The organism is Streptomyces sp. NPDC059957, from assembly GCF_042730015.1.
Classification (GTDB): domain Bacteria; phylum Actinomycetota; class Actinomycetes; order Streptomycetales; family Streptomycetaceae; genus Streptomyces.
Genome location: NZ_JBHWMB010000092.1, coordinates 11,473 through 24,853, shown reverse-complemented (window position 1 = coordinate 24,853; position 13,381 = coordinate 11,473). Strand labels below are relative to the sequence as shown.

Sequence of the window (13,381 nt, the reverse complement as noted above, 5' to 3'; positions counted from 1 at the left end):
GAACGAAATTCCCGGCCACACTCGGCGGAATGTGCGGGGGGGTCCACCCCCCCCCCCGCCAGAAAGGGAGCAACACCCCCGAAACCCCGGCCCCCCCGGGAGGTTCCCGGGGCGGCCCGGCCCGGGGTCGCCGGCCCGGCCCGAGGTCGCTGGTCGGAGTGCACTTCGCCGCCGCCCCGTGCGTCCGGCCGGGTCGGGAACCGCTCGCGCCCTAGCGTGGGCCGAAACGATCCCGGCACACCGCCGCCGGGATCCCGGCCCCCGGAGGCACCCCACCATGACCGCCGAACTCACCGCGCTCACCGGCGACTACGTCCTCGACCCCGCGCACACCCGGATCGGCTTCGTCGCCCGCCACGCCATGGTGACCAAGGTCCGCGGCGCGTTCCACCAGTTCGAGGGCTCCGCCCACCTGGACGGCGCCGACCCGGCCCGATCCACCGGCCAGGTGGTGATCAAGGCCGACAGCATCGACACCGGCGTCGAGCAGCGCGACCAGCACCTGCGCACCAACGACTTCCTGAACGCCCCCGACTTCCCCGACATCACCTTCCGCAGCACCTCGGTCGAGACCCTCTCCGACACCGAGTACCGCGTCACCGGCGACCTGACCATCAAGGACACCACCCGCCCGGTCACCATCGACTTCGAATACTCCGGCAACGCGGTCGACCCCTACGGGAACCTGCGGGTCGGCCTCGAAGGATCGGTGACCATCTCCCGCAAGGAGTTCGGCGTGACCTGGAACGCCGCCCTGGAAGGCGGCGGCGTACTGGTCGGCGACAAGGTCGTCCTGGAGTTCGACATCTCCGCGATCAGGCAGGGCTAGCAAGGCCAACCCCGCCCATCGACGGTCTGCGGGTCAGGCGTCCTTCGCCACTCGCTCCAGGATCGCCACGCACTCCACGTGGTGGGTCATCGGGAAGAGGTCGAAGGCGCGCAGGGTGCGGACCTTGTAGCCCGCCTCCTGGAAGTAGGCCAGGTCGCGGGCGAGGGCGGCCGGGTCGCAGGCCACGTAGGCGATGCGGCGCGGGGTGAGGCCGGCGACCTGGCGGACCGCCTGCTTGCCGGCGCCCGCGCGGGGCGGGTCCAGGACGACCAGGTCGCACTCGGTGATGCCGGTCTTCGGGAGGATCTGCTCGACCTTGCCCTGCTCGATGCGGACGCGGGGGAAGTCCGTGAGGTTGTGGCGGGCGTCCTCGACCGCGCGCTTCGTGGACTCGATGCCCAGGACCGCGCCGGTCTCGCCGAGGCGTTCCGCGAGGGCGCCCGCGAAGATGCCGACGCCGCAGTAGAGGTCGAGGGCCATCTCGCCCTTGCGCGGCATCAGACCCTGCATGACGGCCTTGATCAGGGTGTCCGCGGCCTGCGGGTGGACCTGCCAGAAGCCGCCCATGCCCACGCGGTACGTGCGGCCGTCGGCGCGCTCGCGCACGAAGGGGCGGCCGTGGACGCGGTGGACCCCGCCGTCCTTCTCCTCGACGCGCAGGACCGAGACCGGCTTGTCGAGTTCGACGAGGGGGAGGCGGCCGCCGGGGCGGGGGGTCAGGACCACCTGGCGGTCACCCGAGCCCGTGGCGGCGATGGCCTCGACGGTGGCCATCTGGGGCCAGTCCTGCTGCTCGATGCCGAGCTCGGTGACGCCGGGCGCCGCGATCATGCAGTGCTCGACCGGCTGGATGTCGTGCGAGCGGTGCTTGCGCAGGCCCACGACGCCGTCCTCGTCGATCGCGTACTGCACGCGGGTGCGCCACTGCGGGACCTGCCCGGCGGGCACCTTGTCGCCCTCGGCCGGCATGACCGTACCGTCCCAGCCGGCCTGCTCCGGGGTGAGCCCGGCGAGCCGCAGCAGCTGCTCGGCGATGACCTCGCCCTTGAGCCGGCGCTGGGCGCCCGGCTTGGCGTGCTGCCAGTCGCAGCCGCCGCACGCGCCGGGGCCGGCGTACGGGCAGGGGGCCTCGACGCGGTCCTTGGAGGGGTCGAGGACGGTGATGGCGTCGGCCCGCAGGAAGCGGGAGTCGGCGTCGCCCTCGGTGACCCGCGCGATGATCTTCTCGCCGGGCAGCGTGTGCCGGACGAACAGGACACGGCCCTCGGCGGTCCGGGCGATGCAGTGCCCGCCGTGCGCGACGGGGCCGACCTCGACCTCGTACTCCTCCCCGACCAGTGACTGCTTCTCGTTCTGCTCGCTCGTCATGGTGGGGAGACTCCAAGGAGATGTGGATCAGAAGATCAGAATCGAAAAGGAACGGCCGGACGACCGACCCACCAGTTTACGTGGATCTCGTCCGGCCGTTCGCCACCCCGATTCCGGGGCTGCGGAGCTACTTCCCCGCCGGGTCCTTGGGACGCGGACGCGGGGTGTCGACCGGCCCGCGGCGCACCGCGCCCGGGGCGTTCCACTCCGCGCGCTTCTTCGCCCGCTTCTTCGCCAGCTCCGAGGACTCCAGCTGGTAGGGCACCGAGGTGACCATCACGCCGGGGGTGAAGAGCAGCCGGCCCTTGAGGCGCAGGGCGCTCTGGTTGTGCAGCAGGTGCTCGTACCAGCGTCCGACCACGTACTCGGGGATGTAGACGCTGACGGCGTCGCGCGGGTTCTCGCTGCGCAGGCCCTTCACGTACTCGACGACCGGGCGGGTGATCTCGCGGTACGGGGAGTCGAGGATCTTGAGCGGGACGTTGATGCCGCGCCGCTCCCACTCCTCGCGCAGGGCCTTGGTCTCGGCCGGGTCGACGCTGATGCTGAGCGCCTCCAGCCGGTCCGAGCGGGTCAGCTTGGCGAAGGCCAGGGCGCGCAGGGTGGGCTTGTGGACCTTGGAGACCAGGACGATGGAGTGGACCCGCGAGGGGCGCACGCTGTCGTCGCTCGGGCCCTCGGCGGCGGCGATCTCCTCGGAGACCCGGTCGTAGTGCTTGCGGATCGCGGACATCGTTCCGTAGAAGATGACCATGCCGAGGAGGGCGACCCAGGCGCCGTGGGTGAACTTGGTGGCCAGGACGACCACCAGCACCATGCCGGTGAAGAAGGCGCCGAAGGTGTTGATCGCCCGGGACCGGTGCATCCGGCGGCGGGCGGCCGGGTCCCGCTCGGAGCGCAGGTGGCGGTTCCAGTGCCGGACCATGCCGATCTGGCTCAGCGTGAAGGAGACGAAGACGCCGACGATATAGAGCTGGATCAGCTTCGTCGAGTCGGCGTCGTAGATCCACACCAGCAGTATCGCGGCGCCCGCGAGGAGCACGATGCCGTTGGAGAAGGCGAGGCGGTCGCCGCGGGTGTGCAGCTGGCGCGGCAGGTAGCGGTCTTGGGCGAGGATCGAGCCGAGCAGCGGGAAGCCGTTGTACGCGGTGTTCGCGGCGAGGAACAGGACTAGCGCGGTGGCGGCGGCGAGCACGATGAAGAGGAAGCTGCCGTTGCCGAAGACGGCCTCGGCGACCTGGGAGATGACCGGGTGCTGGACGTAGCCGGTGCCGACCGGGACGCCGTTCTCCAGCAGGTCGGTGGCGGGCTTCTCCGCCATCTTGACGTCGGTGGCCATGGCCAGGCCGATGATCCCGCAGAACATGGTGACGGCCAGGCCGCCCATGAGGGCGAGGGTGGTGGCCGCGTTCTTGCTCTTGGGCTTGCGGAAGGCGGGTACGCCGTTGCTGATGGCCTCGACGCCCGTCAGCGCGGCGCAGCCGGAGGAGAAGGCGCGCAGCAGCAGGAAGACCAGCGCGAAACCGGCCAACCCCTGGTGTTCGGCCTTGATCTCCAGGCCGGCCGTCGGGGCCTCCATGGTGTCGCCCATGACCAGGCCGCGCCAGGCGCCCCAGGCGATCATCACGAAGACGGCGCCGACGAACACGTAGGTCGGGATGGCGAAGAGGTTCCCGGATTCCTTCACGCCCCGCAGATTCATCAGCGTAAGCAACAGAATCATGATGATCGCGGAGAGCACTTTGTGCTCGATGACGAAATCGACTGCGGAGCCGAGGTTCTCGACGCCGGAGGAGATCGACACGGCGACCGTGAGGACGTAGTCGACGAGCAGGGCGCTCGCGACGGTGAGGCCGGCCCTGGGGCCGAGGTTGGTGTTGGCGACCTCGTAGTCACCGCCGCCGCTGGGGTAGGCGTGGACGTTCTGCCGATAGGAGGCGACCACCGTGAACATCAGCACCACGACCGCGACGGCGATCCAGGGGCTGAAGTGGTACGCCGACACGCCTGCGATCGACAGGACCAGCAGGACCTCGCCGGGGGCATATGCCACCGAGGAGAGCGGGTCGGACGCGAACACGGGGAGGGCGATCCGCTTGGGAAGGAGGGTTTCCCCGAGGCGGTCGCTTCGTAGCGCCCGGCCGATCAGGATCCGTTTGGGCACGTCGGTCAGTTTGGACACGCAGAGGATCGTAAGCGTTCGAAATCGGCCTGACGAACCCTCCACCCCTATACGACGGGAAGTCGCACCGCATCCAGGGCAAAGGAGCCCCGCCTCCCGCGCAAATGGCCACAGTGGTGACCGCCCGTGTGTAGCTTGGGCCATGGTCTGAGACCCTGTTAAGCCAGAGCAGCAAAGAGGCTGGAACCCAGCGAGCCGCTGACAGCCGGAAGGACGGCCGTGCACATCGTCATTATGGGCTGCGGAAGAGTGGGCTCCGCCCTCGCGCAGACCCTGGAACAGCAGGGGCATACGGTCGCGGTCATCGACCAGGACCCCACCGCATTCCGCCGGCTGGGGGCGTCCTTCGGCGGCCGCCGGGTCACCGGAGTCGGCTTCGACCAGGACACCTTGCGCGAGGCCGGCATCGAGGAGGCGGGCGCCTTCGCCGCGGTGAGCAGTGGTGACAATTCCAACATCATCGCCGCCAGGGTGGCCCGTGAGATGTTCGGCGTCGAGAACGTCGCCGCCCGCATCTACGACCCCAAGCGCGCCGAGGTCTACCAGCGCCTGGGCATCCCCACCGTCGCCACCGTCCGCTGGACGGCCGACCAGATGCTCCGCCGGCTGCTGCCCTCGGGCGCCGAGCCGCTGTGGCGCGACCCGAGCGGCGGTGTCCAGCTCGCGGAGGTGCACACCTCCACCGCCTGGATCGGCCAGAAGGTCAGCCGGCTGCAGGAGGAGACCGGCGTCCGCGTCGCCTTCCTCACCCGGCTGGGCGAGGCCATGCTGCCGACATCGGCGACCGTCCTCCAGGAGGGCGACCTCGTCCACGTGATGATGCGGACGGACGAGATCGACAAGGTGGAGGCAGCCTTCGCCGAGGGTCCTGAGGAGGCACACGCATGAGGGTCGCGATCGCCGGAGCCGGTGCGGTGGGCCGTTCCATCGCGGGCGAGCTCCTGGAGAACGGCCACGAGGTGCTCCTCGTGGACAAGGCCCCGACCGCCATCTCGGTGGAGCGGGTGCCGCAGGCCGAGTGGCTGCTGGCCGACGCCTGCGAGATCACCTCGCTCGACGAGGCGGCGCTCCAGCGCTGCAACGTGGTCATCGCCGCGACCGGTGACGACAAGGTCAATCTGGTCGTCTCCCTCCTCGCCAAGACCGAGTACGGGGTCCCCCGGGTCGTGGCGCGGGTGAACAACCCGAAGAACGAGTGGCTCTTCAACGAGTCCTGGGGCGTCGACGTGGCCGTCTCCACGCCGCGCCTGATGTCGGCGCTGGTCGAGGAGGCCGTCAGCGTCGGCGACCTGGTCCGGCTGCTGCGCTTCAGCCACGGCGACGCCAACCTCGTCGAGCTGACCCTGCCCGCCGACTCCCAGGTCGCGGGCAAGCAGATCAGCGAGATCACCTGGCCCGAGGACACCTCGCTGGTCACGATCATCCGCGGCAACCGGGTGCTCACGCCGCACGGCGAGGAGACCCTGGAGCCCGGCGACGAGCTCCTCTTCGTGGCCGCCCAGGCCCGCGAGGAGCAGCTGGAGGACCTCCTCCAGGCCGCGGACTGACCTGCGGTCCCGCTGAACCGCCGAAGGGGCGGCTGACCACCACGGTCAGCCGCCCCTTCGCACATCCCAAGCCGTACGAGGCTGCGCGCCCCCGGGCACCACCCGCCGGGGCGGGTCCGGACGCAGCCCGGCGAGCCGGGGCGCGGCGCCGGGCTCTACGGGGTCCGGGCGTAGCCCGGGGAACGGTGGAAGGGTGGGTAGGGGACCAGCCCCGCAGGGCACCCGGCCGCACCCGCAGCCCCGTACCGCCGCCCGGCACACAGCAGGGGCCGCAGCCATCCGGCTGCGACCCCTGGTCGGCGTACGGGTCAGGCCCCGTGCCCCTTCGCGGCAGCCTTGGCCGCCTTCTCCGCGGCCTCCTCCGCCTCCCACTCCGCGATCACGTTGATCGGCGGCGGCGCCTGCGCCAGGAAGAGCCAGGTGAAGTACACCGCGAGCACCATCGGCGGCAGCTTCAGCGCGATCAGCACCCAGCCGAGCTGCGTCGCGTCGCCCCACCAGTACAGCGGGAAGAGGATCGCGTACTTCGCGAGGAAGATCAGGCCCCAGGCCAGGCTGGCCTTGACGTACGCCTTCTTGCGACCGGGGTTGCGCGTGCGCCAGGACAGGTTCTCCTTGAAGACCGGCCCCAGGATCACGCCGAGCAGCGGGAAGCCCACCAGCGCGGAGAGCGTGAAGGCCACGCCCAGGCCGGCGCCGTAGATCATGCCGGGCAGGTAGAACCCCTTCGCGCTGCCCGTGAACAGGGCGAAGGCCACACCCACGCCCACCCCGAAGACCCCGCTGAAGGCGTGCTTGACGGTGTCCTTGCGCAGCAGCCGCACGATGACCAGCAGGACCGCTACCGCGCCCGCCGCGATGGCGGACAGCTTCACGTCCTTGTTGATCGTGTAGATCATGACGAAGAGCAGGCCGGGGAGCATCGTCTCCACGGTGCCCCGGATGCCGCCGAAGGCGTCGAAGAGGGCCGCCTGCGTGACGGCCTTCTGGTCCGCGGTCGGTTCCGCGGCGGGATCCGTCCCAGGCGTAGGCGTGGTCGGTTTGTCGAGTGACGTCACCGTCAGTGCTCCTGTCCGAGCGGTCGGAGTTCGTACTTCGGGTTGAAGAGCACCCGACGGCCGTGGCTCATCGAGATCCGCCCTGAGGCGATCATGCGACGGCCGGGTTCGATTCCCACGATCGAGCGACGTCCGAGCCAGACGACGTCCAGCGCGGCCGAGCCGTCGAACAGCTCTGCCTCCAGGGCGGGGACGCCCGCGCGCGGCCGCAGGGTGACGGTCCGCAGGGTCCCGGTCACCTTCACTATCTGACGGTCGTGGCAGTCGCAGATCCGCGTGCACCCCGCGGCTTCTGCGTCCTCCTGCAGCTCCGCCGAATGCAGCTCCTCCTGCGAGGTGGACAGCCGCTCTATCATCCGGCGGAACCTGCCCGCAGGCCTGGCGGGCTTCGCCGGCTTCGCGGGCTTCTCGGGACGCGGTTCAGCACTCATACAGGAAGCGTACCGGCGCCCCCACTACCTCTCGAAGCGGTATCCCATGCCCGGTTCGGTGATGAAGTGGATCGGGTGCGAGGGGTCGGCCTCCAGTTTGCGCCGCAGCTGGGCCATGTAGACCCGCAGGTAGTTGGTCTCGGTCCCGTACGAGGGCCCCCAGACCTCCTGGAGGAGCTGCTTCTGGCTGACCAGTTTGCCGCCGTTGCGCACCAGCACCTCCAGCAGGTGCCACTCGGTGGGCGTCAGGCGCACGTCGCGTCCTGCGCGCACCGCCTTCTTCGCGGCGAGGTCCACCGTGAAATCCTCGGTCTCGACGATCACCTCGTCCTCGCCGGACCCGGCGGAGGGCTCGGCCCTGCGGACGGCGGCGCGCAGCCTCGCCAGCAGCTCGTCCATGCCGAAGGGCTTGGTGACGTAGTCGTCGGCGCCCGCGTCCAGGGCTTCCACCTTCTCGTCGGAGGTGTGCCGGGCGGAGAGGACCAGGATCGGGACGCGGGTCCAGCCTCGCAGCCCCTTGATCACCTCGACCCCGTCCATGTCGGGCAGGCCCAGGTCGAGGACGACCACGTCGGGGTGGCGGGCGGCCGCCAGTTCCAGGGCGGTGGCCCCGTCGGCGGCCGCGTCGACCTCGTACTTGCGCGCCTTCAGATTGATCACGAGGGCTCGGACGATCTGGGGTTCGTCGTCCACCACGAGCACCCGGGTCATTGGGGTCCTGCCTTCTGTCGTATCGAATCAAGATCAAAATCTACGGGTCCGGGCGCGCGGTCCGCCTCCGGCCCCCCGGGCTCCTGCGGCGAGCTGCGCCCCTCGCCGTCCACGCTCACGCGGATCCGCGGCGGCCCGCCGGTCGCCGCCCGCAGCGTGAGCACCATCGTGAGCCCGCCCCCGGGGGTGTCCTCGGCCTCGAGGCTGCCGCCCATGGCCTCGGCGAAGCCGCGCGCGACGGCCAGCCCGAGCCCGACCCCGGCGCCGCGCGGGGCGTCGCCGTGCCGCTGGAAGGGGGCGAAGATCCGGTCCTTGGCCTCGTCGGGCACGCCCGGCCCGCGGTCCACGACCCGTACCTCGACCCGGTCGCCGAGAAAGCTGGCCGCCACCAGCACCTGCTCCCCGGGCGGGCTGTACTTCACCGCGTTCTCCACCACGTTGGCCACGGTCCGCTCCAGCAGCCCGGGATCCACCGCCACCATGGGCAGCGTCTCCGGGATGTCCAGCAGCACACTGGCCTCGGGTACGCCGCCCAGCGCCATCGGGACCACCTCGTCGAGGTCGATCTCGCGGATCAGCGGGGTGACGGTGCCGGTCTGGAGCCTCGACATGTCGAGCAGGTTCCCCACGAGGTGGTCGAGCCGGTCGGCGCCGTCCTCGATGCCCTCCAGGAGCTCGGCGCGGTCCTCCTCGGACCATTCCACGTCGTCGGAGCGCAGGGAGCTCACGGAGGCCTTGATGGAGGCCAGGGGCGTACGGAGGTCATGGCTGACGGCGGCCAGCAGTGCGGTCCGGATCCGGTTGCCCTCGGCCATCCGGCGGGCCTCCTCCGCCTCTCCGACCAGCCGCTGCCGGTCGAGCACGACGGCGGCCTGGGCTGCGAAGGCGCCGAGCACACGGCGGTCCTCGGCGGGCAGCACCCGCCCGGACAGGGCCAGTGCCATGTGGTCGCCGATCGGCATGTCCACGTCCGCGTCCTCGGGGCGGGCGACCGGGTTCGGGCCGACGCTGCCGGCCGGCCGCCAGGGCTCGACGTCGCTCGCGCGCTCCAGCAGGGCCACCGACTCCATGGCGAAGGTCTCGCGCACCCGTTCCAGCAGGGCGTCCAGGGTGGTCTCCCCGCGCAGCACGCTGCCGGCGAGGAAGGAGAGGATCTCGGACTCGGCGCGCAGCCGGGCGGCCTGGTGGGTGCGGCGGGCGGCGGCGTCGACGACGGAGGCCACGGAGCCCGCGACGCCGAAGAAGACGGCGATGGCCACGATGTTCTTGGGGTCCGAGATGGTGAAGCGGTGCAGGGGCGGGGCGAAGTAGTAGTTCAGCAGCAGGGAGCCGACGGCGGCGGAGGCCAGCGCCGGCCAGAGCCCGCCGAGCAGGGCCGCGGCCACGGTCAGGGCCAGGAACAGCAGCATCTCGTTGGCGAGGCCGGGGTCGGTGTCGATGTGCGTCAGCAGGGTCGCCAGCGCCAGCGGCAGGGCCACCCCGACCACCCAGCCGGCCACCAGCCGGGTCCGGCCGAGCCGGACCGCCGAGCGGGCCACGGGCCGCAGGCCGCGCCCCTTGGCGGCCTCCTCGTGCGTGACGATGTGCACGTCGAGGTCGGGCCCCGAGTCGCGGGCGACGGTGGCGCCGACGCCGGGGCCGAAGACGTACCGCCAGGAGCGGTGGCGGCTGGAGCCGAGCACGATCTGGGTGGCGTTGACCCCGCGGGCGAATTCGAGGAGCGCCTCGGGGACGTTGTCGCCGATCACATGGTGAAACGTTCCGCCGAGGTCCTCGACCAGGGTCCGCTGGACCGCGAGCTCCTTGGGCGAGGCCGCGGTCAGCCCGTCGCTCCGGGCGATGTAGACCGCCAGGATCTCGCTGCCGGAGCCCTTGGCCGCCACCCTGGAAGCGCGCCGGATGAGGGTGCGCCCCTCGGGTCCCCCGGTGAGGCCCACGACGATCCGCTCGCGCGCCTGCCAGGTGGAGCGGATGTTGTGCTCGCCCCGGTACTGCTGGAGGTACTCGTCGGCCCGGTCGGCGACCCAGAGCAGCGCGAGCTCGCGCAGCGCGGTCAGGTTCCCGGGGCGGAAGTAGTTGGACAGGGCCGCGTCGACCTTGTCGGACTTGTAGATGTTGCCGTGCGCCATGCGGCGGCGCAGGGCCTGCGGGGACATGTCGACCAGCTCGATCTGATCGGCGCGGCGCACCACCTCGTCGGGGACGGTCTCCCGCTGGCGCACGCCCGTGATCGACTCCACCACGTCGCCCAGGGACTCCAGGTGCTGGATGTTGACGGTGGAGATCACGTCGATCCCGGCCCGCAGCAGCTCCTCCACGTCCTGCCAGCGCTTGGCGTTGCGCGAGCCCGGCACGTTGGTGTGCGCCAGTTCGTCCACCAGGGCTATGGCCGGCTTGCGGGCCAGCAGGGAGTCCACGTCCATCTCGGTGAAGGCGGCGCCCCGGTACACGAGCTCCTTGCGCTCCACCTGCTCCAGGCCGTGCAGCATGACCTCGGTGCGCGGCCGCCCGTGGTGCTCGACGAAGCCCACGACGCAGTCGGCGCCCCGCTCGACCCGGCGGTGGCCCTCCGAGAGCATGGCGTAGGTCTTGCCCACGCCGGGGGCCGAGCCGAGATAGATCCTGAGCTTGCCGCGTCCCATGCGGCCATTCTCCGGGACGTCCGCCGCGTTCACGCGCCGATGACCTGCCGCGGACGGATCCCTGACGGTTCCCTGACGCGGCCGTGGGCCGCACCCCGGACACGGCCGTGGGCCGCACCCCCGGAGGAGTGCGGCCCACGGCCGTAAGCGGTCGAGCCCGGGGTCAGCGGACCTCGGTGATCTCGGGACCGCGCTCGAGCTGGCCCATGCCACCGCCGAAGCGGGAGCCCTCCTGGTCCCCGGCGTCGTCCGTCTGGACGCCGTCCGGCACCATCTGCGCGTCGTTCGGCAGCTTCAGGACGATCGGGTCGCGCGGAGCCATCGGGCCCTCGCCACGGACCACGACGGTGTCCAGGAAGATCCGCTCCAGCACCCCGGCCGACTCGGGACGCACCGCGCCCTGGCCGGAGATGACACCGCGCAGGAACCAGCGCGGACCGTCCACACCGACGAAGCGGACCAGCTGGGCGCCGGTCTGCCCGTCCGGGAGCGGTACGGGGACCTGCGCGCGCAGCTCCCAGCCGAGCGGGCCCTCGACCTCGTCGATGATGCCGCCCTGCTTGGTGATGCCCTCGGCGATCTCCTCGCGGACCTCGCCCCAGATGCCTTCCTTGCGGGGCGCGGCGAAGGCCTGCAGCTGCACGGCGCTGTCGCCGAGCACCACGGTCGCGGCGACGATCGCGTCCCCGGCGACCTCGACCCGCAGCTCCATGCCCTCGACACCCGGTACGAGGATGCCGCCGAGGTCGACCCGGCCTTCCTCGGGGTTGCCGGGGACCTCGGAGATGTCCCACGGGCCGTCGGGACGCGGGGCCGGCGGCAGGTTCACCCTGCGCGGCTGTACCGCGTCGTTCTCCTCCGTGCCGTCCTGCTCATCGGCACCGACGCCGTCGACGACCTGCTCGGCCGCGCCGCCGTCCTTGACGGAGTCGTTCTTCTTGCGACGTCCGAACACGTCACTGTCCTTCCCGGTCGGATACGACCGAAGCGTAGCCATTCCCACCCTGCTGACCAGCGCCGGATCCGGCCACGGCCGCATGACCACCGGTGGAGCCGAAACCCCCCTCGGCCCGCGCCGAGTCGGGAAGCTGCGCCACCTCGCGGAAGCGCACCTGCTCGACTCGCTGGACAACCAGCTGGGCAATGCGGTCGAAACGCTCGAACCTGACGCTCTCGCGAGGGTCGAGGTTGACCACGATCACCTTGATCTCCCCACGGTACCCGGCATCCACCGTCCCGGGGGCATTCACGAGTGCGAGCCCGCAGCGGGCGGCCAGGCCCGAGCGCGGGTGCACGAAGGCCGCGTACCCCTCGGGCAGTGCGATGGAGATCCCGGTGGGCAGGACCGCCCGCTCCCCCGGCTCCAGCTCCGCGGCCACGGTGGTGACCAGATCGCAGCCGGCGTCGCCGGGGTGCCCGTAGGCCGGAATCGGCACCTCCGGGTCGACGCGCCGGATGGCCACGTCCACGCCGGTGTTGTTCTCAGACATCAGGGGTTCACCTCGAAGGCGCGTGCGCGCCTGACCTGGTCCGGGTCGGCCATCGCCGCCCGGATCTCCTCGGGCCGTCCGTTGTCGATGAAGTGGTCGACCTTCACCTCGATGAAGAGGGCGTCGGCGCGCAGTGCCACCGGCCCCTGCGGTCCGCCTATTCGGCCGACCGCGCTGGAGTAGATCTTCCGGCCGGCGACGGCGGTGACCTCGGCCTCCAGGTACAGCACGGTGTCCACGGGCACGGGCCGGACGAAGTCCGTCTCCAGCCGGCCGGTGACGGCGATGACGCGCAGCAGCCAGTTCAGGGAGCCCAGGGTCTCGTCGAGGGCGGTGGCGAGGACGCCGCCGTGCGCGAGGCCGGGCGCACCCTGGTGGGCGGCCTTGACGGTGAACTCGGCGGTGACGCGCACGCCCTCGCCCGCGCGGGCCTCCAGGTGGAGTCCGTGCGGCTGGCCGCCGCCGCAGCCGAAGCAGTGCTCGTAGTGCGCGCCGAGCAGTTCGCCGGGGGCCGGGGCATCGGGGTGCCGCACCGGCGCCGTGGCATCGGCGGGGGGCGTCAACGCTGTCTTTCGTCCACTCACAGGCGCAGACCTTACCCGCGCGGCTACCCGCGGGTCGCCTCGTGGCAGGCTTGGCCGCATGCAGCTCTCCCCCGCGCACCACGACGAACGTCTGACGGCCCCCCGTTCCTGGTGGGCCATCGCCGCCCTGACCGGCCTGGCCTGCGCGCTGATGCTGCTCCCGCTGGGCACGCTGCCGCTGCTGGCGGGGCTGGTCGGGGGCACCGCGCTGGCGGGGCTGGTGGTGAGTTCGTACGGTTCCCAGCGCGTGCGCGTGGTGGGCGGCGCGCTGGCCGCCGGGGAGGCCCGGATCCCGGTGTCCGCGCTCGGCGACCCCGAGGTGCTGGACGCGGAGGAGGCCCGCGCCTGGCGCACGTACAAGGCCGACACCCGCGCCTTCATGCTGATGCGCAGCTACGTGCCGACGGCGGTTCGCGTCGAGATCACCGATCCGGCCGACCCGACCCCGTACGTCTACGTCTCCACCCGCGAGCCGCAGGCCCTGGTGGCGGCCATCCGCGCGGCGCTGCGCCCGGCCGAGGACGCCCACTGGCTGGAGC

At 71.5% G+C, this 13,381-nt stretch carries 13 protein-coding genes; 4 read left to right on the top strand and 9 right to left on the bottom strand.

Annotated elements, in window-relative coordinates; genetic code table 11:
* The first annotated feature begins 277 nt into the window (after positions 1-277).
* A complete protein-coding gene (locus ACFWBW_RS36905) occupies positions 278-829 on the top strand; it encodes a YceI family protein (protein WP_385382582.1) in 552 nt (183 codons plus the stop codon).
* A 33-nt stretch (positions 830-862) separates the two neighbouring features.
* Here the strand turns inward: ACFWBW_RS36905 and ACFWBW_RS36900 are convergent, their stop codons facing one another.
* Positions 863-2,197, bottom strand: coding sequence for a class I SAM-dependent RNA methyltransferase (locus tag ACFWBW_RS36900; protein ID WP_385382579.1), 1,335 nt, complete (start codon positions 2,195-2,197; stop codon positions 863-865).
* A 127-nt stretch (positions 2,198-2,324) separates the two neighbouring features.
* The gene (locus ACFWBW_RS36895; protein ID WP_385382576.1) at positions 2,325-4,379 is read right to left on the bottom strand and encodes an APC family permease; all 2,055 of its coding nucleotides are present in this window, start codon (positions 4,377-4,379) and stop codon (positions 2,325-2,327) included.
* Positions 4,380-4,598: 219 nt separating this feature from the next.
* Here ACFWBW_RS36895 and ACFWBW_RS36890 point away from each other — a divergent pair, with 219 nt between their 5' ends.
* The gene (locus tag ACFWBW_RS36890) at positions 4,599-5,267 is read left to right on the top strand and encodes a potassium channel family protein (RefSeq protein ID WP_385382573.1); all 669 of its coding nucleotides are present in this window, start codon (positions 4,599-4,601) and stop codon (positions 5,265-5,267) included.
* The gene (locus tag ACFWBW_RS36885) at positions 5,264-5,926 is read left to right on the top strand and encodes a TrkA family potassium uptake protein (RefSeq protein WP_214953432.1); all 663 of its coding nucleotides are present in this window, start codon (positions 5,264-5,266) and stop codon (positions 5,924-5,926) included. Before ACFWBW_RS36890 ends, ACFWBW_RS36885 begins: the two co-directional genes overlap by 4 nt.
* A 308-nt stretch (positions 5,927-6,234) precedes the next feature.
* On the opposite strand, the gene ACFWBW_RS36880 is transcribed toward ACFWBW_RS36885, so the two are convergent.
* From ACFWBW_RS36880 to ACFWBW_RS36850, 7 genes are all read right to left on the bottom strand, one after another.
* The gene (locus ACFWBW_RS36880) at positions 6,235-6,984 is read right to left on the bottom strand and encodes a DUF3159 domain-containing protein (protein ID WP_385382569.1); all 750 of its coding nucleotides are present in this window, start codon (positions 6,982-6,984) and stop codon (positions 6,235-6,237) included.
* Between the two features lie 2 nt (positions 6,985-6,986).
* The gene (locus ACFWBW_RS36875; protein ID WP_112451269.1) at positions 6,987-7,415 is read right to left on the bottom strand and encodes an OB-fold nucleic acid binding domain-containing protein; all 429 of its coding nucleotides are present in this window, start codon (positions 7,413-7,415) and stop codon (positions 6,987-6,989) included.
* 24 nt (positions 7,416-7,439) lie between these two features.
* Positions 7,440-8,126 carry a response regulator gene (locus ACFWBW_RS36870; RefSeq protein WP_385382566.1) on the bottom strand — a complete coding sequence of 229 codons (687 nt, stop codon included), beginning with the start codon at positions 8,124-8,126 and terminating at the stop codon, positions 7,440-7,442.
* On the bottom strand, positions 8,123-10,768 hold the full coding sequence (locus ACFWBW_RS36865; RefSeq protein WP_385382563.1) for an ATP-binding protein: 2,646 nt from the start codon (positions 10,766-10,768) through the stop codon (positions 8,123-8,125). The genes ACFWBW_RS36870 and ACFWBW_RS36865 overlap by 4 nt, the downstream gene beginning before the upstream one ends.
* Positions 10,769-10,931: 163 nt before the next feature.
* On the bottom strand, positions 10,932-11,723 hold the full coding sequence (locus ACFWBW_RS36860; protein ID WP_385382560.1) for a DUF3710 domain-containing protein: 792 nt from the start codon (positions 11,721-11,723) through the stop codon (positions 10,932-10,934).
* A 1-nt stretch (position 11,724) separates the two neighbouring features.
* Complete coding sequence (gene dut / locus ACFWBW_RS36855; protein WP_266903881.1) at positions 11,725-12,258, bottom strand: dUTP diphosphatase; 534 nt, start codon at positions 12,256-12,258, stop codon at positions 11,725-11,727.
* Positions 12,258-12,842, bottom strand: coding sequence for a PaaI family thioesterase (locus tag ACFWBW_RS36850; RefSeq protein ID WP_385382557.1), 585 nt, complete (start codon positions 12,840-12,842; stop codon positions 12,258-12,260). Before ACFWBW_RS36850 ends, dut begins: the two co-directional genes overlap by 1 nt.
* A gap of 58 nt (positions 12,843-12,900) precedes the next feature.
* On the opposite strand from ACFWBW_RS36850, the gene ACFWBW_RS36845 reads away from it, so the two are divergent.
* A partial coding sequence (locus ACFWBW_RS36845) for a DUF3093 domain-containing protein (protein ID WP_385382554.1) occupies positions 12,901-13,381 on the top strand: 481 nt, incomplete at its 3' end.

What these genes read in the sequence shown, in the direction of transcription:
- ACFWBW_RS36905 (WP_385382582.1), top strand. Translation starts at nt 278, where the DNA reads ATGACCGCCGAACTCACCGCGCTCACCGGCGACTACGTCCTCGACCCC.
- ACFWBW_RS36900 (WP_385382579.1), bottom strand. Translation starts at nt 2,197, where the DNA reads ATGACGAGCGAGCAGAACGAGAAGCAGTCACTGGTCGGGGAGGAGTAC.
- ACFWBW_RS36885 (WP_214953432.1), top strand. Translation starts at nt 5,264, where the DNA reads ATGAGGGTCGCGATCGCCGGAGCCGGTGCGGTGGGCCGTTCCATCGCG.
- ACFWBW_RS36875 (WP_112451269.1), bottom strand. Translation starts at nt 7,415, where the DNA reads ATGAGTGCTGAACCGCGTCCCGAGAAGCCCGCGAAGCCGGCGAAGCCC.
- ACFWBW_RS36870 (WP_385382566.1), bottom strand. Translation starts at nt 8,126, where the DNA reads ATGACCCGGGTGCTCGTGGTGGACGACGAACCCCAGATCGTCCGAGCC.
- ACFWBW_RS36865 (WP_385382563.1), bottom strand. Translation starts at nt 10,768, where the DNA reads ATGGGACGCGGCAAGCTCAGGATCTATCTCGGCTCGGCCCCCGGCGTG.
- dut (WP_266903881.1), bottom strand. Translation starts at nt 12,258, where the DNA reads ATGTCTGAGAACAACACCGGCGTGGACGTGGCCATCCGGCGCGTCGAC.